Annotated in this window: 30 protein-coding genes and 4 pseudogenes; 15 read left to right on the plus strand and 19 right to left on the minus strand. The window is 59.0% G+C overall.

Annotated elements, in window-relative coordinates:
* Positions 1-5 precede the first annotated feature (5 nt).
* From CCGE525_RS26355 to CCGE525_RS26370, 4 genes are all read left to right on the plus strand, one after another.
* Complete coding sequence (locus tag CCGE525_RS26355) at positions 6-581, plus strand: invasion associated locus B family protein (protein ID WP_120707251.1); 576 nt, start codon at positions 6-8, stop codon at positions 579-581.
* A 14-nt stretch (positions 582-595) separates the two neighbouring features.
* Positions 596-1,291 (plus strand): hypothetical protein, encoded by a 696-nt coding sequence (locus CCGE525_RS26360; RefSeq protein ID WP_120708639.1) that lies wholly within the window; start codon positions 596-598, stop codon positions 1,289-1,291.
* Positions 1,288-1,761, plus strand: a complete 474-nt coding sequence (locus CCGE525_RS26365; protein ID WP_120707252.1) for a DUF4189 domain-containing protein — start codon at positions 1,288-1,290, stop codon at positions 1,759-1,761. The genes CCGE525_RS26360 and CCGE525_RS26365 overlap by 4 nt, the downstream gene beginning before the upstream one ends.
* A gap of 182 nt (positions 1,762-1,943) precedes the next feature.
* Positions 1,944-2,468 (plus strand): invasion associated locus B family protein, encoded by a 525-nt coding sequence (locus CCGE525_RS26370; protein WP_425375930.1) that lies wholly within the window; start codon positions 1,944-1,946, stop codon positions 2,466-2,468.
* Between the two features lie 99 nt (positions 2,469-2,567).
* On the opposite strand, the pseudogene CCGE525_RS26375 reads toward CCGE525_RS26370, so the two are convergent.
* The 3 pseudogenes from CCGE525_RS26375 to CCGE525_RS39170 all read right to left on the minus strand — a co-directional run.
* A pseudogene (locus CCGE525_RS26375) lies at positions 2,568-2,908 on the minus strand (Tn3 family transposase); the annotation flags it as partial.
* Between the two features lie 408 nt (positions 2,909-3,316).
* Positions 3,317-3,561: pseudogene (locus tag CCGE525_RS39165) on the minus strand (recombinase family protein); the annotation flags it as partial.
* Between the two features lie 36 nt (positions 3,562-3,597).
* Positions 3,598-3,726, minus strand: a pseudogene (locus CCGE525_RS39170) (integrase); the annotation flags it as partial.
* A gap of 212 nt (positions 3,727-3,938) precedes the next feature.
* Between CCGE525_RS39170 and CCGE525_RS26390 the strand changes: the two are divergent.
* The 4 genes from CCGE525_RS26390 to CCGE525_RS26405 all read left to right on the plus strand — a co-directional run bounded on the left by CCGE525_RS26390 (position 3,939) and on the right by CCGE525_RS26405 (position 6,960).
* Positions 3,939-4,757 (plus strand): transporter substrate-binding domain-containing protein, encoded by an 819-nt coding sequence (locus CCGE525_RS26390; protein WP_120707255.1) that lies wholly within the window; start codon positions 3,939-3,941, stop codon positions 4,755-4,757.
* Positions 4,758-4,872: 115 nt separating this feature from the next.
* A complete protein-coding gene (locus tag CCGE525_RS26395; RefSeq protein ID WP_120707256.1) occupies positions 4,873-5,520 on the plus strand; it encodes an amino acid ABC transporter permease in 648 nt (215 codons plus the stop codon).
* Positions 5,520-6,182, plus strand: a complete 663-nt coding sequence (locus tag CCGE525_RS26400) for an amino acid ABC transporter permease (protein WP_120707257.1) — start codon at positions 5,520-5,522, stop codon at positions 6,180-6,182. The genes CCGE525_RS26395 and CCGE525_RS26400 overlap by 1 nt, the downstream gene beginning before the upstream one ends.
* A gap of 1 nt (position 6,183) precedes the next feature.
* Positions 6,184-6,960: an amino acid ABC transporter ATP-binding protein gene (locus CCGE525_RS26405; RefSeq protein ID WP_120707258.1), complete on the plus strand. Its 777-nt coding sequence runs from the start codon at positions 6,184-6,186 to the stop codon at positions 6,958-6,960.
* 379 nt (positions 6,961-7,339) lie between these two features.
* Here CCGE525_RS26405 and CCGE525_RS26410 read toward each other — a convergent pair whose 3' ends face one another.
* The 3 genes from CCGE525_RS26410 to CCGE525_RS26420 all read right to left on the minus strand — a co-directional run bounded on the left by CCGE525_RS26410 (position 7,340) and on the right by CCGE525_RS26420 (position 10,270).
* Positions 7,340-7,762, minus strand: a complete 423-nt coding sequence (locus CCGE525_RS26410; protein ID WP_120707259.1) for a type II toxin-antitoxin system VapC family toxin — start codon at positions 7,760-7,762, stop codon at positions 7,340-7,342.
* Positions 7,759-8,016, minus strand: coding sequence for a FitA-like ribbon-helix-helix domain-containing protein (locus CCGE525_RS26415; RefSeq protein WP_120707260.1), 258 nt, complete (start codon positions 8,014-8,016; stop codon positions 7,759-7,761). Before CCGE525_RS26415 ends, CCGE525_RS26410 begins: the two co-directional genes overlap by 4 nt.
* Before the next feature lie 754 nt (positions 8,017-8,770).
* Positions 8,771-10,270, minus strand: a complete 1,500-nt coding sequence (locus tag CCGE525_RS26420) for an aminotransferase class V-fold PLP-dependent enzyme (RefSeq protein ID WP_120707261.1) — start codon at positions 10,268-10,270, stop codon at positions 8,771-8,773.
* Between the two features lie 96 nt (positions 10,271-10,366).
* On the opposite strand from CCGE525_RS26420, the gene CCGE525_RS26425 reads away from it, so the two are divergent.
* The 5 genes from CCGE525_RS26425 to CCGE525_RS39740 all read left to right on the plus strand — a co-directional run bounded on the left by CCGE525_RS26425 (position 10,367) and on the right by CCGE525_RS39740 (position 14,539).
* A complete protein-coding gene (locus CCGE525_RS26425; protein ID WP_120707262.1) occupies positions 10,367-10,849 on the plus strand; it encodes an Lrp/AsnC family transcriptional regulator in 483 nt (160 codons plus the stop codon).
* Positions 10,850-11,294: 445 nt separating this feature from the next.
* The gene (locus CCGE525_RS26435; RefSeq protein WP_120707264.1) at positions 11,295-11,561 is read left to right on the plus strand and encodes a DUF2277 domain-containing protein; all 267 of its coding nucleotides are present in this window, start codon (positions 11,295-11,297) and stop codon (positions 11,559-11,561) included.
* A 383-nt stretch (positions 11,562-11,944) separates the two neighbouring features.
* A complete protein-coding gene (locus tag CCGE525_RS26440; RefSeq protein ID WP_120707265.1) occupies positions 11,945-12,985 on the plus strand; it encodes an aldo/keto reductase in 1,041 nt (346 codons plus the stop codon).
* Between the two features lie 224 nt (positions 12,986-13,209).
* Positions 13,210-13,839, plus strand: a complete 630-nt coding sequence (locus tag CCGE525_RS26445) for a cytochrome c (RefSeq protein ID WP_120707266.1) — start codon at positions 13,210-13,212, stop codon at positions 13,837-13,839.
* A gap of 13 nt (positions 13,840-13,852) precedes the next feature.
* Positions 13,853-14,539, plus strand: a complete 687-nt coding sequence (locus tag CCGE525_RS39740) for a DUF302 domain-containing protein (protein WP_342637456.1) — start codon at positions 13,853-13,855, stop codon at positions 14,537-14,539.
* Between the two features lie 153 nt (positions 14,540-14,692).
* On the opposite strand, the gene CCGE525_RS26455 is transcribed toward CCGE525_RS39740, so the two are convergent.
* The 6 genes and pseudogenes from CCGE525_RS26455 to CCGE525_RS26480 form a co-directional block, all read right to left on the minus strand.
* Positions 14,693-16,240, minus strand: coding sequence for a Fic family protein (locus CCGE525_RS26455; protein ID WP_120707267.1), 1,548 nt, complete (start codon positions 16,238-16,240; stop codon positions 14,693-14,695).
* A gap of 197 nt (positions 16,241-16,437) precedes the next feature.
* Positions 16,438-16,695: pseudogene (locus CCGE525_RS26460) on the minus strand (IS66 family transposase); the annotation flags it as partial.
* 25 nt (positions 16,696-16,720) lie between these two features.
* Entirely contained in the window at positions 16,721-16,924 is a 204-nt protein-coding gene (locus tag CCGE525_RS26465; RefSeq protein WP_120707268.1) for a hypothetical protein, read from the minus strand.
* 39 nt (positions 16,925-16,963) lie between these two features.
* Positions 16,964-17,206 (minus strand): 30S ribosomal protein S21, encoded by a 243-nt coding sequence (rpsU, locus tag CCGE525_RS26470; RefSeq protein ID WP_120707269.1) that lies wholly within the window; start codon positions 17,204-17,206, stop codon positions 16,964-16,966.
* A 28-nt stretch (positions 17,207-17,234) separates the two neighbouring features.
* Complete coding sequence (locus CCGE525_RS26475; protein ID WP_120707270.1) at positions 17,235-17,516, minus strand: cold-shock protein; 282 nt, start codon at positions 17,514-17,516, stop codon at positions 17,235-17,237.
* A 114-nt stretch (positions 17,517-17,630) separates the two neighbouring features.
* A complete protein-coding gene (locus CCGE525_RS26480) occupies positions 17,631-17,840 on the minus strand; it encodes a cold-shock protein (protein ID WP_075852595.1) in 210 nt (69 codons plus the stop codon).
* 433 nt (positions 17,841-18,273) lie between these two features.
* Here CCGE525_RS26480 and CCGE525_RS26485 point away from each other — a divergent pair, with 433 nt between their 5' ends.
* A complete protein-coding gene (locus CCGE525_RS26485; protein ID WP_120707271.1) occupies positions 18,274-18,489 on the plus strand; it encodes a type II toxin-antitoxin system ParD family antitoxin in 216 nt (71 codons plus the stop codon).
* 72 nt (positions 18,490-18,561) lie between these two features.
* Here CCGE525_RS26485 and CCGE525_RS26490 read toward each other — a convergent pair whose 3' ends face one another.
* The 3 genes from CCGE525_RS26490 to CCGE525_RS26500 all read right to left on the minus strand — a co-directional run bounded on the left by CCGE525_RS26490 (position 18,562) and on the right by CCGE525_RS26500 (position 20,311).
* Positions 18,562-18,966 carry a type II toxin-antitoxin system VapC family toxin gene (locus CCGE525_RS26490; RefSeq protein ID WP_120707272.1) on the minus strand — a complete coding sequence of 135 codons (405 nt, stop codon included), beginning with the start codon at positions 18,964-18,966 and terminating at the stop codon, positions 18,562-18,564.
* On the minus strand, positions 18,963-19,235 hold the full coding sequence (locus CCGE525_RS26495; RefSeq protein ID WP_120707273.1) for an antitoxin: 273 nt from the start codon (positions 19,233-19,235) through the stop codon (positions 18,963-18,965). Before CCGE525_RS26495 ends, CCGE525_RS26490 begins: the two co-directional genes overlap by 4 nt.
* 143 nt (positions 19,236-19,378) lie before the next feature.
* Positions 19,379-20,311 carry a LysR family transcriptional regulator gene (locus CCGE525_RS26500; protein WP_120707274.1) on the minus strand — a complete coding sequence of 311 codons (933 nt, stop codon included), beginning with the start codon at positions 20,309-20,311 and terminating at the stop codon, positions 19,379-19,381.
* Between the two features lie 112 nt (positions 20,312-20,423).
* Between CCGE525_RS26500 and CCGE525_RS26505 the strand changes: the two genes are divergently transcribed.
* The gene (locus CCGE525_RS26505; RefSeq protein WP_120707275.1) at positions 20,424-21,170 is read left to right on the plus strand and encodes an SDR family oxidoreductase; all 747 of its coding nucleotides are present in this window, start codon (positions 20,424-20,426) and stop codon (positions 21,168-21,170) included.
* A gap of 448 nt (positions 21,171-21,618) precedes the next feature.
* Here CCGE525_RS26505 and CCGE525_RS26510 read toward each other — a convergent pair whose 3' ends face one another.
* The 4 genes from CCGE525_RS26510 to CCGE525_RS26525 all read right to left on the minus strand — a co-directional run bounded on the left by CCGE525_RS26510 (position 21,619) and on the right by CCGE525_RS26525 (position 25,601).
* Positions 21,619-22,653, minus strand: coding sequence for an extracellular solute-binding protein (locus CCGE525_RS26510; RefSeq protein WP_245472369.1), 1,035 nt, complete (start codon positions 22,651-22,653; stop codon positions 21,619-21,621).
* A gap of 89 nt (positions 22,654-22,742) precedes the next feature.
* Positions 22,743-23,519: an ABC transporter permease gene (locus tag CCGE525_RS26515; RefSeq protein WP_120708641.1), complete on the minus strand. Its 777-nt coding sequence runs from the start codon at positions 23,517-23,519 to the stop codon at positions 22,743-22,745.
* A gap of 73 nt (positions 23,520-23,592) precedes the next feature.
* Positions 23,593-24,492: an ABC transporter permease gene (locus CCGE525_RS26520; protein ID WP_120707277.1), complete on the minus strand. Its 900-nt coding sequence runs from the start codon at positions 24,490-24,492 to the stop codon at positions 23,593-23,595.
* A gap of 2 nt (positions 24,493-24,494) precedes the next feature.
* Positions 24,495-25,601: an ABC transporter ATP-binding protein gene (locus CCGE525_RS26525; protein ID WP_245472309.1), complete on the minus strand. Its 1,107-nt coding sequence runs from the start codon at positions 25,599-25,601 to the stop codon at positions 24,495-24,497.
* Positions 25,602-25,679: the final 78 nt, after the last annotated feature.

The following is a 25,679-nucleotide window of genomic DNA, read 5'->3' on the forward strand; positions in this document are numbered from 1 at the left end:
CCGTCATGCTGAAAGGAGCGCTTTTCGGCGTCCCGGCTCTCGTGGCTTGCACCCTCCTGTTTGGTCCGTTTGCGGCCGGACAGGAGGGTGCCCTCCCAAATTATCGCATAAAGCCTTCCGACGTCGTTGTTCCTCCGGAGGTGAAGCTTGGCGATTATGAGAGAACCATCCGTCCGTTCGAAAATTGGACTCTCATCTGCGATGAAAACCTGAAGGTCCGCCAGCGGGTTTGCAATGTCACTCAGACTATCGAGAACGAGGCAGGACAGATTGCATTCAGCTGGTCGCTCGCCGCCACCAAAAAGGGCGAGCCCTACATGATTATGCGAACCGCCCCGGTTGCAAAGAGCGATGGTCGTATCTCGCTGCAATTCGAGGACCGCAAGGAGCCCATACAAGTCAAGCTCGATGGGTGCAGCCAAACGGTTTGCGTCGGCATGCTCCCAATCGGACCGATGATGCGCGAGCAGATTTCGAAGAATACCGCGCCCGCGATCTCCTATCCAACGGCGGATGGAAGGACGATCAGCGTGACCGCAAACCTCAAAGGCCTTTCTACCGCCGTTAAGGCGATAAAGTGACGGACGGATTTTCCATGAACCAGCAATCAATCCACGAGCGCATCATGTCCCGAAGCAGGAACGACGCAGCAATTCAGAACCTAGCCGGCGATCAGGCGAAGCCGCGGCGGAAATGGCCGAGGACGACCGTTCTTTCGCTGCTTGCAATTGCATTCGCCGGTGCTGCCGGCTACGCCGTCGCCCGATACGACGTGATCGGCAACCTTCTATCGCAGCCAGCGGTCGCCGCGGCGAACGATGCCAATCAAACATTGCCAGACACGCCGTTTCTGCAGCACGCCAAAAAGGCTGGCCTGCAATCCTGTTCGACCGTCTTCCCAGTTCTCGGACAGCTGCTGACAAACGGCACGCAATATAATGTCCAATCGATCTGGAACAACGAGGCGGCCGACAAGCACGCGGTGCAAGCGCTTGTCGGCATGAACTATGCCACACAGGGTTATAGCGGCCCGGCCGCCGGCATCGTATTCGCCGCACCGGTCGCATCGGGCTGCGAAGGCGCGATGGTTCGCGTGGCGCCGTTTACAGGCTCTTGTCCGGAAATCTCGACCAAGTTTCCGAATGGAAGCAAGCTCGTCAACAATCTCGGGCAGGTTGGGGTTTACGAACTCGGTAACGGCGGCGGCGATGCGATGCTTCTGCCGACTGGAAACGGCTGCGTCGTCATTTCCGTAGCCTCGGCAGCAGGAAAACCAGGGGGCTCAAAATGAAATTGAGATCCGCCATTGCGGCGATCGGCATGCTGTTTGTCTATACCGGGCAGTTGGGGGCCGCTGATCTCCTTACGACAGAGCAGGCGCCAGCTCCTCCGCCAGATGAGCGAGGCATTTGGGCGGCCATCGCCTATTCTGCACCCGATGAAAGATACGGTTTCTTTTGGGGCGCCGACAAACGGCAGGAAGCCATGGATATCGCGCTCAAGCATTGCGAGCGGGATAAGGGTAACAAGTGCATCGTGGTCAGCGTATTTCGCAATCATCGGCACTGGGATGATGACGACAATACCGGCTTCCCCTACAATCATTGCGGTGCGCTCGCCATCGGCAAAGACGAAAACAAGCGGGTCGCGCCATGGGGCGCAAATTCAGCCTCGACGCGTCGAGAAGCTGAAAACCTCGCCCTCAAAGCATGCGAGCGTTCAGGATCGCAATGCAAGATCCGCGAGTGGGTATGTACGTGACCCCATCCGCAACCATGACCGCCGTAAGCTTGGACTTTCATTCCCGTGACGGGCGCCGCTGACCTTGGTCTCTTCCCCGTGAGCTTTACGGGGCCGACCGAGGAAATGTCCTCTTCCAAGCAGAAAGACGTCATCAATTGCCAATTTCCACATTGATTTCCCCCCATCAACGAGGGGGCCTCCTGTCTTGTCGGAGGCTCATCCTTCTTTGTGCAGGCATTATTCTTGCGTTTACTTCGGCTGCCTTTGCTCAGTCAGCCCTGCCAAACGGCGCATCGGCGCTACAGGAGACCTACCAGGACTGGCGGGTCGCGTGTAATGCTCGTGACAAGGCGCCAGTATGCACGATTTCCCAGGATCAGACGCAGCAGAATGGTCAGAGGCTGCTCGCCGTCGAGATACAAATGCGCTCGGATGGCAACGCGGCCGCAACGCTCCTCCTTCCATTCGGCATCGTCTTCGACTCCGGTGTTACGCCGACTATCGATGATCAGCCGCCTCTGAAGCCAGTGCGTTTCCGCACCTGTTTGCCAGCGGGATGCATTGCCTTGTTTCCTATCGACTCACCGACACTTACAAAGCTACGGATGAGCTCCCGGCTAAACCTTAAGGTTACGAACGATTCGGATAAGGAATTGAGCTTTCAGGTGTCGCTACGCGGCTTCTCAGCTGCTCTGGATCGTGTTGTCGCGTTGAGTGCCAGATAGGGGAGCGGAAGAACTGCTCCCCCCACACGCTAAGCCCGAACGGATTGCGAACATCATGCCGGTTGGAGGGTTCCACCCGGAAGCCGCAAGGGTCTGAGACGAGACATGTTTCAGCAGCTCGTCGAGAATGTTTCGGCCCCGCTGTCGCAGGTGAGCCGCCGCCCGGCTAAGATAGACAGTATTTCAGTGGACGATGGCGCTGACGAAGAGATTAAGCCCGGAGGCACCGAATGCCTGACGGTCGAGGGACCGGTCACGGATTTCACCGCGTTCGTGGAAGAAGACGGCGCGCTTGAGCTTGTGGATGGCTTCGCCTTTGTTGAGTCCAGCCTGGTAGCGCGCAATGCCGGGATGGCGTACCATTCGATCATGAACAGGGTGCGCTTGATGCGACCGAGCTCGCGCAGCGCTGTGGCCAAGTCGCTGGACTTGGAAGAGGCGCCAATCTCTTGAGGATCGTCTAGGGCGCAACGGTCGTGACATGATCGATGCAGCCACCCCTCGATAATTAAGGGGTCGACAGTTCGTATCCACTCAACTGCACCGGACGCCATACGGGATGTCTCAAGTTCGACTCCCATCCAGACGATCAGTCGGGCCATTCATCAAAGTGTCAAACGACATCGGGAACTGGCCGGACCAGTTTGGCATGTCGCCTGAGAGGCGGCACGACGAGGCGCCTTTATTTCGATGGTAGCCCGCGGGAGTTTGGCGGCGGCGCGAAAACAGGTGCGCTAATGCGGGAAACCTGTTGATTTGGGCGGAGAGCTGACCCGGGCTATGGGACACGGCCCAAAATTCTGATCCAGATAGCCTGCCCAAACACCAAAATGCGCCCCAGTTGTAACTCAATCCCGGATGAGCCCAAATCGGCGAGCTTCATCCAGCAAAACCCTTACGGAAGACGGCTGCCATTTGCAGCCGCCACGTGTGGGTCGCTCGCCCATTTGATCCAATTGCGCGGCGATGTCGCGTAACGACATCCCTGGATCAGCAAGCGCGATCGGGCGACCAGCTTCATCAGATGATCCTCAGATGTCCGTTTTGGAGAGCGAGCCAGCAGCTCCGGTTCTGCTAGCTTCTCGCGCACAAGGCAAATCGGGGCGGCGTGAGTTGGTGCGCATCGCTTCTAAATGACCAGCCGCGTCGCGCGGCCCATCTTTCGCTCTGCATGGTTGTAATAGCCTGCCGCCTGGGTCACGGACTTGTGCAGGGACTGCTGCATGGCTTCGGGCAGAGGAATGCCGCGAATCACCGCAATATCATCTCAGCCAATGCTGGCCTGACAGGAGGCGGATCGTGAAAGGTCCGCGTGCGCGATACACGCGACACTTGTCGTGTCGCGTGTATCGCGATCAGCTCCAAGATCAGGTTGACGGACGCGCCTATCCTCTGATCCTATCAGCCGCCGCAGGCGAGTGGCGGCGCGCTGAATTTCGATAACTCACTCGTCCAGTAAGGGGAACAACAATGACCTTTTCCAACCTTTTGAAATCCGCTGTGTTCGGCCTTGCCATGCTGGGCGTGACTGTGCCCGCCATGGCCGACCAGCTTGCTGATATCAAGGCCAAGGGCAAGATTGAAACGGCCACCGACATGCACTACGCGCCGTTCGACATGATCGATAACGGCACTTACGAAGGCATGACGAAGGATCTCTTCGACGCCGTGGCGAAGGAGATCGGCGCGGAGCCGGTCTACCAAGATATTCCTTGGACGGCCGAACTGCCTGGCCTCGAGGTGAAGAAGTTCGATATCATCATCGCGCCGGTCACAATTACACCGGAGCGCCTGCAGCGTTACGCCTTCACATTGCCGATCGCCGACGCCACGGTCGCGCTGTTGCGTGCCGCCAGCAATGCCGACCTGAAGAAGCCGGAGGACATCAAGGGCAAGACCGTCGGCGTGCAGCAGGGCACCGCACAGTTCAAGCAGCTTCAGGCCTTCGGCGACAAGATTGGCGGCGTAAACATCAAGGAATATGGCACCACCGACGAAGCCTACGCGGATCTCGCCGCCGGCCGTCTGGACGCGGTTGCCGGATCGCTGCCAAACCTCACCTACTTGGTCAAGACCCGCCCTGAAACATTTGCCATGTTCGATAAGGCGACGTTTGGCCAGCCGACCTATTTCGCCTGGGTCGTGCGCAAGGACGCCGACAGCGAAAGCTTCGTCAAGGCCATCAACGCCGCCATGCTTAAGATGACTGACGACGGGCGCGTCAAGGCCATCCAGGAAAAATGGCTGGGCGCCTCCGCCGAGCTGCCGCGTGAAGTTCCGACCAAGTGAGGATCCGACGCGGGTGGGAGTGATCCCGCCCGCGCTATAGTTCCGCTTGCCGGGAGCCATCTGTTGCGCGCTTGCTCATGTGACGGCCCTGCGCGACCCCGGTCCTGGAGTGCTGATGTTTTCGATCTCTACCTTTCTCGGCAGTTTCGAGCCGCTCTTCTGGGCAGCGCGCTTCACGCTGCTGATCTCCATTCTGGGCATCGCGCTCGGGCTCGTGGTCGGCGCGCTGATCTGTGCCGCCGCACTTTCGCGCGCAACCTGGCTGCGCTGGGTCGCGGCCATTTGGGTCAGCTTTCTGCGCGGCGTTCCGCTGCTGGTCCAGCTGCTCCTTTGCTATTACCTGCTGCCTGTCATCGGCGTCAACGTGCCGGCCATGGTCGCGGCCGTGGTCACCGTCGGCGTCTGCTCCAGTGCCTATGTCTCGGAGATTTGGCGCGGCGCCATCACCGCATTGCCCAGAGGACAGATGGAGGCGGCAACCGCAATCGGCATGCGGCCGAGTGACATCTGGCTGCGTGTGATCCTGCCGCAGGCGTTTGCGATATCGCTGCCGGCGCTGGTCAACGAGTTGATCCTCCTGGTCAAGGCCTCGTCACTGGTTTCTGTCGTCGGGATTCTGGAAGTGACGCGCGCCAGCCAGGCCCAGGCCGCCATGACCTTCCGCCCACTGGAAGTCTATATCGCGGCCGCGTGTATCTATCTGATCATCAACTTATGCCTCGCGGCACTCGGGCGTTATCTTGAACACAAGGTGGCCGTGTAATGGACCTGAGCATCCTGGTGCAATATTGGCCGACCCTGCTGGGCGGCTTCGAGTTGACGGTCTTCTGCTGGGTACTCGGCACGATATTCAGCATGGTACTAGGCCTGATCATTTCTTTGGCGCAGCGTTACGGGCCGCGACCGCTCGGCTGGCTGCTGCGGGCGTATATAGAGGTCATACGTGGCACACCCTTCCTGGTGCAGCTCTTCGTGCTCTACTACGGCGGGCCACTACTGGGACTACGCCTCGAGGCTCTGCCTGCCGGTATTCTGGGGCTCACCGTCTATGGCAGTCCGTATTTTGCCGAGATTTTCCGTGCAGGCTATCTCGCCGTGCCGGTTGGCCTACTCGAGGCAGCGCGCGCCATCGGCATGTCGGAATTGACCATCGTGGGTCGCATCCTTTTGCCGCTCAGCCTGGTCTCAGCACTCCCGGCACTGGTCAATTTCTCTATCATCTTGACCAAGGAGACGGTCATCCTGTCCATCATCACCGTCCCGGAGGTGATGTACTCGGTGCAGCGCATGTCCACCGAAACATTCCGCTATCTGGAGGCGAACCTGGTGCTGGCGCTGTTTTTCTGGGCATTGGTCGAAATCATCTCGCGTGCCGGCCGTCTGCTGGAGACACGCATCACCAGACATCTGATCGAAAGGGCATAGGATGGTTGAAGCGTCATCCGTCGAGATCCGCAAGGTCAACAAGTTCTACGGTCCCTTTCAGGCGTTGAAGGATGTAAACCTGTCGATCCTGCCAGGCAAGGTCACCTGCCTGATCGGCCCTTCGGGCTCGGGCAAGTCTACGCTGTTGCGCTGCATCAATTTCCTGGAGGAATACGATTCCGGTGAGATCGCCATCGACGGCCTGTTGATCGGCTATGCCAGCCCCGGTGGCCGCAAGATGCGGGGCCGACAGCTTCGCCAGATGCGGCGTTCCATCGGAATGGTGTTCCAGCAATTTAATCTATGGCCGCATATGACGGCGTTGCAGAACGTGGCGGAAGGCTTGATCCGCGTTCGCGGCCTGCCCAAAGTGGAAGCATTGGCTCGTGCCGCCGAGGCGCTGAAGAAGGTGGGACTGGCCGACAAGTTGGCCAACTATCCCTCACGCCTTTCCGGCGGTCAGCAGCAGCGCGTCGCCATTGCTCGCGCTGTCGCCATGGAGCCGCGCCTGATGCTGTTCGACGAGCCGACCTCGGCGCTCGACCCTGAACTGGTGGGCGAGGTGCTCAGCGTCATGCGGACGCTCGCCGCAGAAGGCATGACCATGGTTGTCGTCACGCACGAGATGGGTTTCGCTGCCCATGTCGCGGACCAGGTCGCCTTCATGGAAAAGGGCGAACTCGTCAGTGTCGACGCGCCGGCGCGCATTCTTCACCACCCCGAAGATCAGCGCATCCAATCGTTCCTCCGCACCTATCACGAGCGCAACAGCTTTTAACTCCCTTTGGTCATCGGTTCTATCGGCCAAGAGAAGGTGAACACGAGGATCGGGCGCTCGGCCGCCGGCTGCGAAATGCGGACCGGCGTTCATCCATGAAAGGAGCTCCGTCGGCTGCGCCAAGTTCCATAATGCGGGAGACTGTTTCGGGAACGCCACCCTCAGGTTGAGGTGTCCCTGAAGACGTGGTACGCAGTTGTCAGCAAGTATGAATGGACCGGCCCGGCCGCCGCCGAAGTCTTCCGCAAGAAATTGCTCGCCCAGATAAGGCATGCCGGTTAGTTTAGGCAGACCCGCAAGTCGCGGTTCAGCATGAACTCACACGACATAAACGGTGATGTGTCGATAATGTTTGTATTGTCGACATTTCTGCTGCCTACTACGAGGAATTCCAGGGATTAATGACGTTCAGACCTGCGGCCTGGAAGGGACTTGTGTCACGTGTGGCAACCATCAGACCGCGCGCCGCGGCCGTTGCGGCGATGTAGCCATCAGCCTTCCCAATAGCCCTACCGGCTTCCTTCGCTCGCGCCATTAGCTCGGCGTAGGCTTGCGACGCATCCAGGTCGAAAGAAAGAACTCGGCCGGAGAACGCTGGCAAAACCTCCCGTTCAAGACGATCCTGGTAGATCGTTTGCCGTTTGCCTTCCGGCATCGTTGCCACACCATAGCGCAATTCAGCGACGGTGATCGTAGACAGGTAGAGGGTTTCGATCAGTTGGGCGTCAATCCAGGCCAAAACGTTCGTATCCGGCTCGACTTTCCAGAGTTCGGAGATCACATTGGTATCGAGAACGATCATTCAAAGCTCATAGGTTCAGCCGGAGTCTTGTCACGAAGCTGATTGAGGCGTTCCGCTTCGGCGTCCGTCAGACCTCCAGCCTCACGGGCGATAGAGGTCAATAGTGTGCCCAGCTTCAAACGTCCCTCTGGTTTGGCAGCCTGTTCGAGAATGCTGCGGATTTCTGCCTCGGCGCTGCGGCCGTGCAGGGCGGCCCGGACACGAATGGCACGATGGACTTCGTCTGGCACGTTGCGAATAGTGATGGACGGCATTGCTTTCCATCCTCCAGATTGATTGCGATGCATGCATGATAGCTTAATGCAATCAATTGATCAATCGGCATGGTTGGTGATGGTGGCGAAAAGATCCGATTGTCGCGCCGAATAAGCGGGATTGCCTGCACTTAGCCGCATTGTCTTGTCCGCAAGTTGGCGTGCCGGCCGCTATCTGAAACACGAGAGCGCATTCAGTATGCGATTTCCAAATGTAGAAGATGCCGATAAGCAACAGCGTCGCCACTCCAGCATCCTTAACCCCTGGCGTGTCGAGGCATGGACATCGAGGCTACCGCCGCCCGAAATGGTAATCAGCTGCGGGACATCGGCGAGTGGCACTCCTATCCGATTGGGCAGGTCCTCCGCCCCGAGTGGAACCGATATCGAGCAGATCAAGCAGTTCAACGGCGCAATGTCGTGCTGTGGCTCCGCACCGCAACCCGCCACTACCGCCGCAAATACAGCAACCCAATTTCTCGGACGAGTCGCGAAGTCAATGCGCCCCAACGACAGCGTTCCAACAATCGCGAAGGCCTACGTGACCGAAGTGCTGGAAACCTATGGGCGCGCTTGTCGACCATCGGCTTGAATGTGCCCCTATTTGTCTACACCGATAACTGCCACCGGCAAGCAGCCGCATCGACGCTTCGCCGGGTCGGAGAACACGTTCGACTGGCGGTACACAACGAAGGCGTATTTGCAGCGGTGGGCCGAGAAGGTACGTGGGTCGAAGAAGGCGGCGACGTCGGGCCTACGCACAAGCCGCCCCCCGTCGCGCCGAAGCGATCGGCGAGAAGGTCGCCCGCGCCGGATCGAACGTGTAGAGCGGCACGTACGCCGATGCGTCCCGCGCGAGCTGGACGACCGAATCCAGGATGAAGGAAACCTTCTCCTTCGAAGCCAGAACGCTCAGATTGAGACGCGTGAACCCCGGCTTCTCGATCTCCCTGCCGTCCAGGATCGCCTGCCGTATGCGCTGGGAAGTCGGGCCGTCAATGGAAAGTAGCCTGTGCACGTAAGGGCCTGCGCAGGCGCAGCCGCCGCGGGCCTGGATGCCGAAACGGTCGCTCAGCATGCGTGTGACTAGTTGGTGGTGGACGTAGCCGCCCCCGCCGTCGCGCAGGCGAAATGAAAAGATCGGCAGTCTCGCCATCGATGTGGAGCCGAGCAGTTCGATCTCGGGAACGTCCTTCCAGGCAGCGAAGACGCGTCGCGTGAAACCGACGTTTAGCCGCTGGATTTCATCAACGCCGATCGCGTCCTTGATGAGGAATACGAGGGCCGCGCGAATGTCGCCGATGACGTTGGGCGTTCCGGCCTCCTCCCTCGACTCGAGGCTGTCGCTGTAGTCGTGGCCCATGGGCGACACGAACTTGACGGTGCCACCGCCAGGCCAGGAAGGCTTGGTCGTTACGACCGCGTCGTGCCGCACCACCAGCACGCCGGAAGCTCCAGGCCCGCCGAGGAACTTGTGCGGAGACACGACTATCGCGTCGATCTCGGCGCCTTCGTCCGGCGTCATCGCGATGGGCATGTATGGTCCCGCGCCGGCATAGTCCCATACCACTTTGGCGCCCGCAGCCTTTGCGATCTTCGTGAGCGCTGTGACGTCGGTGCGGATCCCGGTGACGTTCGACGCCGCGGAGAACGAGCAGATGATCAGATCCGCGCCGGCGGACTCAAGAGCCTCCCGTAGCCGCGCGGGGTCCGGGCCACCGTTGTCGCCCTCGGTGATCTCGATGACGTCCGCTCCGCTCTCGCGCCACGGCAGTATGTTCGAATGGTGTTCATACGGGCCGATGACGACGCGCGCGCGCTTCCCGGCTGCGATGGCGTCGGTGACGCCGAGCAGCTTCACCAGGCGGTTGATCCCCGCCGTCGCGCCGGACCCAGCGAAGATCACTGCATGTCGCGCGTCCGCCCCGCAGAGGTCCCTGATGACCGACCGTGCTTCCCGGCGCAGGCGGGTCATCATGCCGCCGCAGTAGGACGCCTCGGTATGGCTGTTCGCATAGTAGGGCAGGACTTCTTCCAGGATGAATTCCTCGATCTGTCGGAGCGCGCGTCCCGAGGCCACGTAGTCGGCATAAACGAGATCCTTGGGACCGAAGGGACCGTCCACCTTTGCCTTCGATCCGATCAAGCCGCTCCTGAATGCGGCGATGGGATCGCCCTGACCGATGCTGCTTCTGAACTTGTCGAGGACGGTGAGAAGTTCCGTTGAAGGTTGGCGTGCGTCCCGTTCGCGCATTGTCAGTCTCCATGGAAGATTTGACAATGATTCTAATCTGCATCAGGGTCGGAAACTTCACCAATATTTGCGTAAAGATATAGAAAATTGGGTCATATGATCGGAAAAGACGTAAAGATTGACGAAATTGATCTGAGAATTCTGACTTGCATGCAGCGCGATTCCACGCTCTCCCAACGTGAGCTTGCGGAGCGCGTGGGGCTGTCCCAGAATGCTTGCTGGCGCAGGCTTCAGCGTCTTTATGCGGCCGGCGTCGTCAAGGGTTCGCGAGCCTCGATCGACTTCGAGGTTCTGGGGTTCGACCTCACCGTGATCGTCATGATCCGGACCCGGCATCATTCGAAGGAATGGTCCGACGACTTTCGCAGGCACGTCGAGCGGCTACCCGAGGTCGTCGACTTCTACCGGATAGGCGGCGACTGGGACTATCTGATCAAGGTCGTCACGAAGGGTATGTCGGGTTACGACGCTTTCTACCGGAAGCTCATCACTAACTTCGATCTGGCGACCGTGACCGGTTATTTTTCGATGGAGGCCATCATCAGCAACCGCGCGGTCGACCTTGTCCGCATGCGGTGACGGTTCCGCAGCGGCTCCCTCCGGCAGGGCCTGCTTCATCCGCCAGACTTCTCGCGCTCTCATCGCGGATCCTCGCGCCAATTGTTGGCAATCTCGCTGACTCTCACATCCGTGGCGTCATGGTCCGAACACGCCGCGACCACGGATCTCTGGCCGCTACGCCGGCCCAGATCGTCCAGGACGCCAGGCGGCACCGCGTGAAGGTGCGTCAATTCTGCTTTAACTGCTCGCGCTGGGACTGTCTCTCGCGCCATCGACGGAGATGGCCTCCACGCCGCCGCTCCATGCGCATGGCGCGAGGGCTGGCATGGCGGAAGCTGCGCGCATTGTGGCCGCCCGGTGCCGAGCGTTCCGCCCTGGACCGGTTGCAATCAGCGCTCACATGACTACTTTCTGTGCTAGCCATCCCTCTCAATGGCAGAGAGAAAATGACCGGGAGCAAGTCATGTGCCGAAATATAAAATCCCTGTTCAATTTCGATCCACCGGCGACGGACGAGGAGATTCATGATGCCGCGCTCCAGTTCGTGCGCAAGGTAAGCGGAACGACCAAACCATCGAAGCGCAACGAGATCGCGTTCGAGCGCGCGGTCAATTCGATCGCGGCATGCGCCCATGAGCTGCTCGATTCGCTGGAAACTTCTCAGCCACCGCGCGATCGCGAGGAGGTAGCAGCAAAGGCGCGCGCGCGAGCGGCGGTTCGGTTCGCTTAAGAGAGATCCCATCACGCAAAAGGAAATCCCGGTCAGTCCTCAGGTTGGCCCAAAGGAGGCACTGCCTGATGGCGGCTTGCGGCTGCGTAAAGTGGCCATCGCGGGGGGGAGTATCCGCCCGTCAAGGAGGCGAAGCAGCTCAAGATCATCATCTACGATCAGGTCAATGCGGCCTGCGCCGGTACCACGCGGAGCAGGCGACCACGGACATGCAGGCCGGCGCCAGCACTTTCATGCGGCGGCGCGGATATTTTAAAAGCTGATGCGATCGAACTTGGGCACGACGAGGAAAACCAGGCCAGCGCAGACGGTTAGAGCATGATCCCAAAAAGTGAAAAGCGGTTTTTGGATAAGATCATGTAAGATCAAACAGCGAGAGCACGATGACGGCTCGAAGAAAAGTCACCGTGTCCTCGTCGATTCATTTCTCTCAACGGAGCAGGACATTGGCAAACGAGACGATCAGCCTTTGGAACGGCACGACAATTCCGCGGCTCGGCATGGGATGCTGGGCCATCGGCGGCCCCTATCATTCCGGCAACACTGCCCTGAGTTGGGGAACGGTGAACGATCAGGAATCCCGGAAGGCGATCGAGCGCGCACTGGATCTCGGCATCCGGTTCTTCGATACCGCATCAAGCTACGGTGCCGGGCATTCCGAAGAGATTCTCGGAACAGCTTTGAAGAACCGCTCCGACGTGGTGATCGCGACGAAATTCGGCAACATGTTCGATCCGTCCACCAAGCAAGCGCTCGGCTCAAGCGCCACACCGGCCTTCATTCGAGATTCCACCGAGCAATCTTTGCGTCGACTGCAACGCGATTCCATCGATCTTCTCCAGTTTCACATCAACGGCCACCCGATAGACGAAGCGATCGCCGTGTTCGACACGCTCGACGAGCTTCGCCACGGGGGCAAAATCGCCGCCTATGGCTGGAGTACCGATGATCCGACGAGAGCAGAGGCATTTGCCGATCGGCCAGGCTTCGTTACTGTCCAGCATAATCTCAACGTTCTCGATCCGGCACCGGATATGATCGCCGTCGTGGAGCGGTTCAACCTCGTCTCGATCAACCGCGGCCCGCTCGCGATGGGGCTGCTGTCCGGCAAATTCGACCACGTGAAGCTTCCAGAGGATGACGTTCGCAGCTCGAACGCGGCCTGGCTGCGTTACTTCAAGGACGGCGCCGTGCAACCCGAATTCCGCCGTAAGCTCGATTCTGTGCGTGAACTTCTGCGCTCCGACGGGCGAACGCTGGTTCAGGGCGCCCTCGGATGGATCTGGGCCACCTCGCCTCGGACGCTTCCAATCCCAGGCTTCCGAAATGTGACGCAGGTTGAGGAAAACGTCGGGGCGCTTGAAAAAGGCGCACTCTCGCCGGCCACGATGACCGAAATCAAGACATTGATCGGATCGTCATGACCCTGCGAAAGGCCGCCAGTCGCGATGGGAACCGCGCCTTCGGCAACCCAGTCGTGAAAGATGCGTGGACCATCAAGGCTTTGATGCCAAATTCGAAACGGTCCTGGACCTTTTCCAGGAGAACCTCATTCTGACGGAGTGGCGCCCGTTGCCTCAGTTGGAAAACGTCCTGCCGCACATGGACACATGCGCCCTCTTTTCGCTCGACTTTAGAGCGACACGATATGAGGTTGATCGGATTCGGCGACGTCTTCGCAGCATCGCCGAACCGGCATGATCGGCTGTCCATCCTACGCGTGGTTCCTTTGCACATTTCACGACCGGCTTTCATCCTCGGCATCTTCGTGGCGACGGCCGTCCCTGCCGCATCGGCGATTGCAGCAGACGATCTCGTCGTGCTGCGCCAGGCCGACATGAAGGCCATGGCCGCGGCCGCGAAGGTCATCGCTGACATGTTCCGGAATCCCGCCAGCTATTCGTCGGCGGAGTTCGCGAAGGCGGCCGAGACCATCGAGGGCAAGTCCGGCGATGTGCTGGCCGGTCATTTCGCCGGTGGGTTGGACGACCCGCGGTCGAAGGCGAAGCCGGAGATCGGAGCGGAACGCGACCGCTTCGACCGTCTGGCGAGCGATCTCAGAGATTATGCGCGGTCTCTCGGCGCGGACGCCGCGGACAATCCCGGACCGATGACCGACCGCATGCGGATGAGGCCTGGCGAGGCGATGGGCGGCGGCCCACTCGGAACCTATGTCCGAAACAAGGCCGAATTATCTTCCATCACCGCAGAGCACGTCTTTCACCTGATGCTACAGACCTGCGCGACCTGCCATGCGAGGTTCAGGGTGGGCCAATGAGACGCCGACCGCAGTGTCCGGCTACTCGATTCTGCGCCCGTTGACGTCGAAGCGGGCGTCGATTGGGGGGCCGGTCGTTTTTTGCGCCTGCACCGGCGATCTCGTCGATGATCGGACTGTCGGGGCGTTTCGTTGCCGTGACAGTGGCTCGGCAAGTGCGTCGGCGTGGTCGTCCCCGCCCATCGTGGGGCTCGCCTTCACTGTGCATGTCATCCCTGCGATCTACATTACCTTTGAGGCGGACGCTGTGATCGCAACGAGGCGGCGCCCGCGCGACTGGAACTCAAGCCGGCTTGAACCGATGGAGACGACGATGGGCTACTATTTTTCAAAGACGATCGCCTGTAGCTTCGACGAGGCGATCAAGCGCACGACCGAGGCTCTCAAGAAGGCCGGCTTCGGCATCATCACCGAAATCGACGTCAAGGAAACGCTCAAGCAGAAGCTCAACGTCGACTTCCGCAACTATCACATCCTCGGTGCCTGCAACCCAATGATGGCGCGCGAAGCGCTGGAGATCGAGGACAAGATCGGCACCATGCTGCCTTGCAATGTAATCGTCCAGGATGCTGGTGACGGCAAAATCGAGATCGCGGCCATTGATCCTGTTGCTTCCATGCAGGCAGTCGATAACCCGGCGCTTCGTGATCCGGCCGGAAAGATCCGCGCAATGCTGCAGACGGTAGTCGACGAAATCTGACGGCACGCCTCACAGCCGCCGCTCATGGAGCGTTAGGCTGATTGCCAATCGGTCGAGCCTACGCAGATCATGTTCTGTGGTCCTAGAACGACCGCTGCGAGGGCGGATCTCAAAGGTGGAGTCCCCTTCGATAGGCGTTAGGCTGATTGTGCATCACCCCGCTGCTTCCTGAATTGCAGCGTAAATTGTCTCGACCCTAGCGGCCTCTGCGTCGCTGAGCGCTGAAAACTCCTTGTCGCGAGCCCGCTTTGACAGTCGCCCTTCGTTCTGGCGCAGGAAGCGGAACAAGAGATCCAGCAAGCGATCGGGCATATCGATCATCTGCTGCACTTCGATCTTGAACGCGTCATAGATGCGTAGGAATGCCGTCTCGGTAGGGAGATCCACATCAATGGTACGGGCTACGCACTCGAACAGGAATTCCGCGTGCGGCGTCGCGTCGAAGTAGCGGTAGAAGTCTGAGGTGTCATTCAGCACCGTCACATTGCCACGATCCGTTGATTGCCAACGAACAAGCGGCAAAAGGCGGCGTGAGTAGCTTTCCAACACGGTTCGATAGGCATCGATGCGGTCCAGGATGACGGACGAGACCGGAAAGACCAGCCCGGGAGGGTTGAACCCGCGCTCGGCGAGAACATGATGGATCAGATAGCGGTGTAGTCGTCCGTTTCCGTCCTCGAAAGGGTGGATGTAGACGAAGCCGAAGGCGAGAGCCGCGGCGGCGAGAACAGGATCGAGGCGCTGTGCTGCGCCGCGGTCGAAAGAGGTCAGGCCGTCGATCAACGCAGGCAGATCTTCATGTCGGGCGCTAACATGATCGGGGATCGGCGCGCCCGTCAGGCGATCATGCTCGCCGATGAAGCCACCCTCGGCGCGCAGGCCGAGATGGACGAAGCGCGCGTCGCCGATGACGATGCGTTGCAACCGTTCCAGTTCGGCGCGATCTATCGACCGGCGGCCGGCTTCACCGATCACCTGGCCCCAGCGCTGGATGCGATCTTGCGGCGGATCTTCTCCCTCGATCTGGAAGCTCGAGCGCGAATCCTTGAGCAGCAGGAATGCGGCGGTGCGTGCAAGCAGGTCCGCCGGCACTTCGGCGATCAACTGCCGCGCTTCGTCGCCAAGCCCGCGTGCAACGAAAGCTTCAAGTGCGGGCGTGCGGAAGATCATCGGACAGAAGGCTGGTGTACCCGGCAAATTGTTTTTCACCCGATGTCTTGTCGAACTCGTCCCAACCACCGCGAATTGCCGGTCGGGATCGACGACAAGGGCATAGGTGCCCTGTGCCGCGTCGGGCAGATCGAGCCTTGTATCGAGCAGCCATTCGTAGAGAAACCACAGCCGTCGCGCATAGGCGCCAGTAGGCGCCGCGCGCACCATGTTGGTGATCGGTTCAGGACCTGTTTGCCGGAACAGGGCTTTCAGAACGGCAAGGTCGAGCCCTTCATAGCGCAGCGCGAAGGTCAGGTGTCCGGCAAGGTCATTGTCCGGCTGGTGGCGCGGGGTGTAAATGTTCCAACCCCCGGCCTGATAGACTTTGTGGCGTGGACCGATCGCTGACAGGGTGATTGGCACAGGCACGGGTAAATCAAATGCATCGATCAGGACCGCATAGCCGACAGGGATGGCGGCTTCCGGCATCCAGCGGCCGTGAAAAATGCTGACCGCGCCTGAAAACGGGTTTTCTTGTCCCTGCTCCATGAATCTTGATATCCGCTTCTGAAAATTAGTTTTAAAGCAAAGCTCTCATGAAATTCGATCAGCGGCAATGAATTTCGATGACAAGGAGGCCATTTTTACGAATATTGATTCTAGCGGGTAAGTGGGGCAGATTTGGTGGGGGCGCCGGTTCATTGGGCAACGGTGATGGCGCAGCCGAGCCGAAGCGGCCCGGGTGTTCAAGCCCGAGCGAGAATGATCGCCGACAGGGGCGGAACCGGTTGGCCAACGTTGCCGATACCAAGCCGGTCACCGAGATAGTGGTAAAAGGACAGCCCAAGCTTTTGGCAGGTCTTCATAAGGCCAAGCATAACGTCGCGCGCAACACGGCCATCGCGACTCATCGTGCCGCCGGAGATCTTTCGCTTCGTGAAAAAACTCCGCAGATCATTTTCGGATGCATTGATGTGCAGCGGAATCTCGGGATGAGCGAGCACCTGCGTAGCCGCGCTCGGGCGATCACTATGCCTTCCCGCCCTTCTTTTTTGCTTTCGTCGCTGGCTCCGTCTCTTGCGCCAAACGAAGCGCGCGAAGCCTGTCCGTCTTCTTCTGCCGAGCAGACGCCTCATTGGCCAGGATATCCTTGGCAATCGACGTCGTCTGCTCGGACTTGGCCTGTGCAGACAGCTTTTCAGGCTTGAAAAGGTTGTCTTTTGTCTTTGTCATGCTTCCACCACTTCAGTAGGCGCGCTTCCAAGAGACGTGTCAGCGAGCTCGCGCTATGACTTTCTTCTTAGGTGCCGGCAACAGGCCTTCACGTTGGGCCTGCTTACGGGCAAGCTTTCGGGCCCGGCGGACCGCCTCGCTCTTTTCACGGGCGCGCTTTTCGGACGGCTTTTCATAGGCGCTATGGGCCTTCATCTCCCGAAACACACCTTCGCGCTGCAACTTCTTCTTCAGGACGCGGAGCGCCTGTTCAACGTTGTTGTCTCTGACCAGAACCTGCAAAGTGTCTCCTTCTCAGCTCACGCTACGCTTATTTCTTGGTACGGATCGAATTCGAGTTGATCCAGCTTGATTTCGATGTTTGCGGTATCTCAGCTTGCGCTGGCGAAAGCGACGATGGTGACGCCTCAACGTCGATATCATCCTGACGGACGCTTCGCTCGAAATTCTCGTTCCGGAAGCGGACGCGGTAGTGAACAACGCCCTGTGAGACCGGCATGACAGACACGACGCTGCCGGCGGGTTGGGTGTTTCCAAAAATTCCGGGCTTCAGGACGATGCTGTCGCCCTGCTGGTAACGACCACGTGCCATGTCGTTCTCCGTTCGAAATGAAAAACAAAAGGCCGGGACGTACGTATCCCGACCTTCCTCGGTCATGGTCTCAGCGCGCCAGTACATCCGTGGTCGCGCCAAGCCGTGACAAACTTATGCGGCCCGAAGATTATCAGCCGAGCTCTTGCCAGACCGACGGTCCTGCACGATGTCGTAAGTGATCTTCTGGCCGTCGTTGAGCGAACGCATGCCGGCGCGCTCTACAGCCGAGATATGGACGAAGACGTCCGTGCTGCCATCATCAGGCTGAATGAAGCCGAAGCCTTTGGTGGAATTAAACCACTTTACAGTACCAGTGTTCATAACGATTTCCTTTCAAAGCAATCGTTGTTTATTCCGCGATACCTTGCGGAGTTAGATCGATTATTTGGAGGGAAATCTGACGAGAGCGCAACGGCTCTTGAGCGACGTCTCAAGCAATGGTCGATAAGCTCACCATAGATTCAATTCGAAATTTTGGCAACAGAGGCGGTCAGAATGACGGTTCTCGGCCTCTAGCCTTCCAAGACGAACTTCGGCCCGCTGGGTCTGTTCCAGCAGACCGGCCACCAGATTGCGGAACGCGCTCAGTAAAAGCGTGTCGGTGTGCTCAGGGGAGGGGATACCCCGATTGCGTGGCCAAATAAGCGCTTTCAGCAATAGCTATAAACGATCGCAATTCTCATCGTCCCAGCCCGCCGGAAGGCAGAAATGCCCTAGGTTGCCAAATTTTGCCATTGGACCTATAGCTTTTCGTATGAGCACGATGAACATTTCTCTCCCGGATCATCTCAAGAGCTTTGTTGATGAGCAGGTGACGGGAGGCGGATATGGGACCAGCAGCGAGTATATCCGCGAATTGATCAGGCGGGATCAAGGCCGTCTTATTTTGCGCGGGCTTTTGCTTGACGGAGCATCGTCTGCACAATCTGGCGACATATCGCCCTCAGCGCTGATCAGGCATTCCCTGTGAGCTTCTCCGCACCGGTCGGGGCAATGGACGCGAAGGTCTTGGAATGTGGCAACGGTGCCCATGATACCCCTGCTATCTCTCAAGCCAGTTTTCGAGATTGAGGCCGCGAATGCGTTGAAACTCGCGCATATTGTCCGTCACAAGGGTTAGGTCTAGCGCACAGGCATGCGCGGCGATCAGCAGATCGTTGAGGCCGATGGTCTGCCCTGCAGCTTCCAACTCCGCACAAATGTCGCCGTACTTGATATCGGAGGGGATATCCAGCGGCAGTATCGGAAGCGTTCCGAGTATGCTTTCGACCTTGGCCAGTAGCTTGGCTGATCCTTTTTTTGCGCAGCCGTATCGCAACTCCGATGCGACAATGATGCTGGTGCAAATCTCTTTGGGATCTATATCTTCGATGCGGCGTGCCACCGGTCCGAAGGGATTGCGTATGATGTCACTGATGATGTTCGTATCAAGCAAGTACCCGTTCAAAAAATGTTCTCCGGCTTGGCAGGCGTATCCTCAATATCCGGGAACTGATCTTCAGGCTCGAGTGGAGCTTCCTTTTTCCACGCGGCAATGAGCTCCACGATATTGGACGGCCTGGTGACAGGCTCGATGATGAGCTTATCGCCTTCGCGGTGGATTAGCACGCGATCCCCTGGTAACTCGAATTCCGCAGGGATGCGCACCGCCTGGCTACGGTTGTTGCGGAACAGCTTCACTTCTTTCGGTCTTGATGAGGGTAATGAAACAGGCATACGAAAGCCTCGTTTGTATATGCCACAATGTATATGCCATACGCCGCTGGTTCAAGCCCGACTGCTCATCGTTTATCACGGCGTAAGGACTCACGCGACGAAGGTGGTCAATCTGTGCGACTTTTTGAGAGCGTTTACGGAACTTATTCCGGATTGGAGGGTGACAGTGGCCCTGCGTCATGACCAAGGAGAGCGCCTGCTCGCTCACCGAGCAGCGTGAGGAAAGCTTTCGTTCTTGCGGTGGGGCGCGGCCCCGGCGGATAGATGGCATGGACATCCACTCGCCTGAACTCATAGGAGGGTAGCACCGGAACGAGTCTTCCTTCGGCGATTTCCTGGCCACAGACGGCAGCGAACAATGAGCCTATTCCCCTTTCCGCCAACACCGCCTCCATGAGCGGCCTCCAGTGATTGACCCGCCATGCGGTACGGATGGGCACTTCCACCGGCCCGCCGTCGGGACCGCTCAGATGCAGCCGCTCGTCCGCTGCGAAACCGGCGAAACGGATGAAGGGGTGTGCCGCAAGATCTGCCGGTTCACACGGCAGCCCTTGCCGCTTGACATAGCCGGGAGCGGCCAGCAGGAGCCGCCGCATCGTCCCCAACCGGCGGGCGATGAAATTGCCGCTACCGATCTCGCCGATGCGGATGGAGAGATCCACACCTTCAGTCGTCGGATCGACGAAGCGGTCGTTCAGGGTCACATCGATGGCCAGAGCCGGATGCAGCCTCTGAAATTCGATGAGCAGCCTCGGCAATGTCATCTCTCCAAGCCCGTGCGGTGCCGCGATCCGAAACGTTCCGGTCAGCGACGTTTCAGCCGAAGCGACGGAAGCCTCGGCCTCCTCGGCTGCTTCGATGGCGCGCTTGGCATAGTCGTAGAACCGCGCCCCGGCGTCGGTCGCCTGTACCGAGCGGGTCGTGCGGTAGAGAAGCCGCGCGCTCAAATGTTTTTCCAGCTTTTCGACGCGTTCACTGACGGTGGGCTGACCGAGGCCGAGATCGCGCGCCGCGGCCGAGAGGCTGCCGCGTTCGACAACGCGGGTGAAGATGCGCATGGCAGAAAGCATATCCATGCCTGCATTCTATCGTCTTTTACGATAAATGACATCGCCGTTCGCTTCCTTCCAAAGCATATGCCGATCAACGATCTTCGGGCTGGTCAACAATCCAATCGGAGAACCAGTCTTGCAGACCAACATCATTCAAGCAGGCAACACACAGCCTCAGCCGTTCCAGGGCCAGAACATCGTCATCATCGGCGGCTCCTCGGGGATCGGGCTCGCGACCGCCAGGCAGGCCAAGGATGCCGGCGCAAATCTCTTTCTGGTATCCCGCAATCCGCAACGTCTTCGGGAAGCTGCCGAAGCAATCGGCGGCGCGGTCCAGATCGTCGCAGACATTGCCGCCCCACAGCCGGCAATATTTGCGGGGATCGAAAGGATCGATCATCTGCTGATCACGGCCGGAACGGTACACCTGCAGTCGCTCAAGGATCAGTCGGAGGCGGATCTCTCAAAGGTTGTCAGCGAGCGCCTGATCGGGCCCTTGCTCGCCATCAAGGCTGCGCTTCCCCTTCTGCATGCAGCAAGCTCGATCACCATGACTTCCGGACAATTCGCCTCCCGCCCCGCTGCCATCGGTGCGGTCGTGGCGGCGGCCGTCGCCGCGGTCGAGAGCACGGTTCGCGCCCTCGCCATTGAATTGTCGCCGATGCGCATCAACGCGGTTTCGCCGGGATGGGTGGATACCCCGCTGCTCGATGGCCTGATGGGCGAGGCCAAGCGGCAAGTACTCGAACAAACCGCCTCGACCCTGCCCAGCCGCAACATCGGCCAGCCGGAAGATATCGCTCAGGCCATTCTCTTCCTGATGGCCAACCGCTTTGTTACGGGAGAGGTATTGCATGCGGATGGCGGTGGCCGCTTGATATAATGGAGCCAAGGCTGCTTGGCCTTTGGTGCGGCTGTCCTCCTGTGGCATTCCATACTTGTCATGCAGACCGCAAAGCCGCTCAGCATTCTCAATTTTTGTCTGAAGGATCTCCTGCTTCACAATCTCCCGCGCGAGGCTTCTTTCCTCGCGGTGAATATACCTATGCGCCACATTCACGATCCTAATCCGAGTGTCCTACCAAGGGCTCGTTTGAGGTCGTATTGAAGTGAGAGCTCGGTGTTTCGAGTTCTATCGACAATCCGCGCGACAGCTTTGATCTGATCAATAACGCCTGGGGTTTCTGAGCCAGCCCACAGATCTTCCTTCCAATTGCGGCTGTGCATGGACCCAACGCGCACTTCATCAATAGAGGGGCGTGGTGAGGATTCCGCAGTCTTTGAAAGTGCCGCCGGTCCCGATGCATGGAGACCGACGACGGCGTCTGATATCAGCGAATCCAGTTGTTCCACTGTTCCAGCAGTTCGGCGGCGTGATCGTTAATCCATTTGGCATCCGGAACGACGATGCTATCGCGTATGTCCTCGGCGCTCGGCATTTGATCGCGAACTGCCTGGGGCATTAAGGTGATTGCTGCGCTGCTCGGCGGCGTGCAAAGCAAGGCTTCGCAGACCTTGGCCTGACTATCAGGGGAGTCCAACCAGAAGGCGATTAGCTTTAGCGCATTTTCCCGATTGGGAGCGCCTTTGATAACGGTGAGGCGATCGCCCACCAGAAACGCTGCTTTGTTCGACCAGGCAATCGAACGCCCTTCGGACTTGAGCGCGCTTGCTCTCGTCAGCCAGATTTGCCCAACGCTGTAGTCCTTCGCGCGAAAGCCCTGAACGCTCTGGTCACCGGTTTTCCACCAGAGAGAGATCGATGGCCGTAGTTTATCGAGCTTCTTGAATGCGCGGTCGACGTCAAGCGGGAACAGATTCTCGCGCTTGACCCCGTCCGCCAGAAGCGCGGCGGCCATGACCCGCCATGGATCATCGAAATTGGGGAATGAACGTCCACCGGGGAATTTGGTCGTATCCCACATGTCAGCCCAGGTCATCGGTTGGCTGCCCTTGAACGCCTGCGGATCGTAGGTCATCAGAGTGGCCGTCGAAAAAAGCCTGACACCGGCTGGGATACAGGCGTCAGGAACCAGATCCTGGCGATCCTTGTACTGCGCGCAAAAATTGTCGAGCGGTTCGGAAATGGCGAGATGATCCTGCGAACTGACCTGGATTTCACCGTCTGGATAGAGGTCCCAGGTCACGTTGCCCGTCTTGACCATCGCTGTCGCCTTGGCACGCATCTCTGCGTTGGTCGCCGCGACGGAGACGACCTGGATACCGGTCTTGGCCGTGAACGGATCGAACCACCATTTCCGCAGTGCCGCATCATAGGCGCCACCTGTCGTAGCAATCACGACCTGATCACTGGCAAGTGCTGGGCGAGGCATTCCGCCTCCAATGAAAGCGGCTGCGCCGAGCATAGCAATGCCGCTCAGCCGGATGGCTGTCTTTATTATCATCAATGTTTCCCTCTTTATGAAATATCCCGCTTGAGGCGGATGTTCAGCCGCTATTGCTGCTCCTGGCGGCCGTTCAGGAGATGGATTGCGCCCATCAAAAGCAGCGAAACGGCGACAACAATGGCCGAAACGGCGGCAATGACAGGCGTCAGGTTGAAGTCTATGTCTTCGAACATTTTCCGGCTGATCGTCTTTCCGCCGGTGTCGGAGATGAAGAACGATACGGTCGCTTCGTCGAAGGACGTCAGGAAGGCAAAGACGGCGGCGGTCGCGACGGCCGGGGCGAGGTTGGGCAACGTCACTCCAAAAAACGCCCTTAGCCGGCTCGCTCCGCAACTCAGGGCCGCCAATTCCAGAAGAGGGTCGATTCTTTCGAGCGCCGCGGAGACGATGACCACGACGAACGGGACGGCCAATACCGAATGCGCAAGGACGAAGCCAGGCAGGTTGCCGGTCAGTTGTAGCGGAGAGAAGACGAGGTAGAGCGCTACGCCGAAGACGATCGGCGGCACAATCATCGGTCCGAGGCAGAGCACTTGCAACAACGCTTTGCCCGGCAGCTTGCCGCGGACGAGAGCGATCGCTGCCATCGTGCCGACGATCGTTGCCACGACGGTAGTTGCGGCGGCGATCTCAAGGCTGAAGATGGTCGCAATCCGCCAGTCGGGGTCGGATAGATAGGCTTCGAACCAGCGCAGCGTCAGCCCCTGCGGCGGGAAGGCGATATAGGAGGCGTCGTTGAGGGCCAGTGGCACGACCAGCAGCGTCGGCAGCACGAGAAAGAACAGCACTGTCGCGATCACGAGGTCGGCCGAGCGCCTCACCATCTGCCGCCAGACGGCGCTGCGACGACCGGCGCCAGACGAATGCGATGTCAATCGTTGCGCCAGGGGTTGGGATTCAATGGACACTGTTCAAACCTTTGCTGAAAGAGAGCGCGCGTCGGAAGACCATGACCAGCAGCAATGTCGCAACCAGCAGGATCGCCGACAAGGCGGCGGCGAACGGCCAATCCAGCAGGACGATTGTCTGTTGGCCGATCAGGGTCGCCATCATCAGCGCGCCCGGTCCTCCGACCAGCGCAGGCGTGATGTAAAAACCGATCGCAAGAATGAAGCAGATCACGCAGCCGGCGAAGACGCCCGGCAGGCTGAGCGGAAAGGTCACCCGCCGAAAGGCAACCATCCGGCCGGCACCGAGATTGCGCGCCGCCTGCTCATAGGCGCTGGGGATCGAGCGCAGTGCCGAATGGATCGGCAAGATCATGAAGGGCATCAGCACATGTGTCATGGCGACGATGACGGCGCCCTCGGTGTAGAGCATCTTCAGCGGCGCAGAAATAAGACCCATGTCAAGGAGCAGGTTATTGATGATGCCATTGCGCCCCAGCAAGACGATCCACGCATAGGAACGGACAAGCACGGAGGTCCATAGCGGGATGAACAGGCATGCCATGCCGAGCTTTGCAAGCCGGCCTCGCATGTGCGCGATGGCATATGCGGTGGGATATCCGATTGCAAAACATGCGAAGGTTACGACCGTCGCGATCCGGAATGTTCTGAGAAGAACCTGCATATAGAGCGGATTCTCGAAGGCGCGACGATAGGGTTCGAAAGGGGCTGCTTCGGAAAGGCTGATGCCGACGAGTCGCAAAACCGGATAGACGAAACCTGCCGCCAGCAGGATGAGCAGCGGCAGGATTAGCAGGATCGCCAGCAATGGAGAATAATGGCGGCTCGATCCGGTCAGGAGCCCGCGAAAAGTTGACGCTGCAGATTGTCTTGCGAGGGATGAGGTCATGGCTAGGCCTCCAAATTCGCAAACAGACGCAAGGCGTTCGATTCAGCAATGACATCGACCAGATCGCCCCGGCGGAAACTTGCGGCTACATGCCCAACAGGCATCTGAATCTGGAGCAGGCTGTCGTCACCGCTCTGGGTTCGAACAAAAAAGAGAAAAAACGAACCCGCAAACACGGCTGCGTCTACGGTACCGGTCAAAATGGCGCCGCGGTCACGGCCGTGCGGCGCAAGTGACAGTCGTTCCGGGCGCACGGCAACGCTGACTGTCTGCCCGAGCGGGAAGGGGTTAACCTCGTCCTCGGCAGGCGCCGTAGCAACGACATTGCCGCCTCGCAGCCGCACCATGTGATTTCCATTCTCTCGTCCCAGGTAGCCGGCTTCGAGAAAATTCATGCGGCCAATGAAGTCTCCCACGAAGGCGGAGACGGGTGAGCGATAAAGTTCGAGCGGTGATCCGACCTGGGCTAGGCGTCCGTTCGCCACCACCGCCACACGATCGGACATGGTCAGCGCCTCCTCCTGGTCATGCGTGACGTAGACGACTGTTGCTCCGAGCCGCTGCTGAAGGCCTTTGATTTCCAATTGCAGCGTCTCGCGCAGCTTCTTGTCGAGGGCGCCGAGCGGTTCGTCCATCAACAGGACCGGTGGTTCAAAGATGATGGCCCGGGCGACGGCGACGCGTTGTTGCTGGCCGCCGGATAGCTGGTGCGGATATCGGTCACCGTATCCGTCGAGATGCACCTGTGCCAACGCCGCTTCCACCTTGCGGCGAACGAGAGTTTCGTTAATGCGGCGCATGCGCAACGGAAAAGCAATGTTTGCCGCCGCCGTCAGATGGGGAAAGAGCGCATAGCGCTGGAACACCATGCCGATATTGCGCTTGTTCGGAGCCATGTAAGTGACATCGCGACGGCCGATCATGATCTGGCCGCTGCTGGGGCTTTCGAAGCCGGCGATCATTGTCAGAAGCGTGGTCTTGCCTGAGCCCGACGGTCCGAGGATCGACAAGAATTCCCCCGCCCGGATTGTGAGTGAGACACCGTTCACGGCAATCGCCTTGTCGTATCGCTTTTCTAGTTCTTGCAGCGTAAGCGCTTCGCCAATCAAAGTTCCTCTCCTTTTTGTTTTCGTTTTCAGGCACGCGTGGACATGCGGCTTTACCGGCTGGCCTGTGCCGGCGATGAT

It is taken from the genome of Rhizobium jaguaris (genome assembly GCF_003627755.1).
GTDB lineage: Bacteria > Pseudomonadota > Alphaproteobacteria > Rhizobiales > Rhizobiaceae > Rhizobium > Rhizobium jaguaris.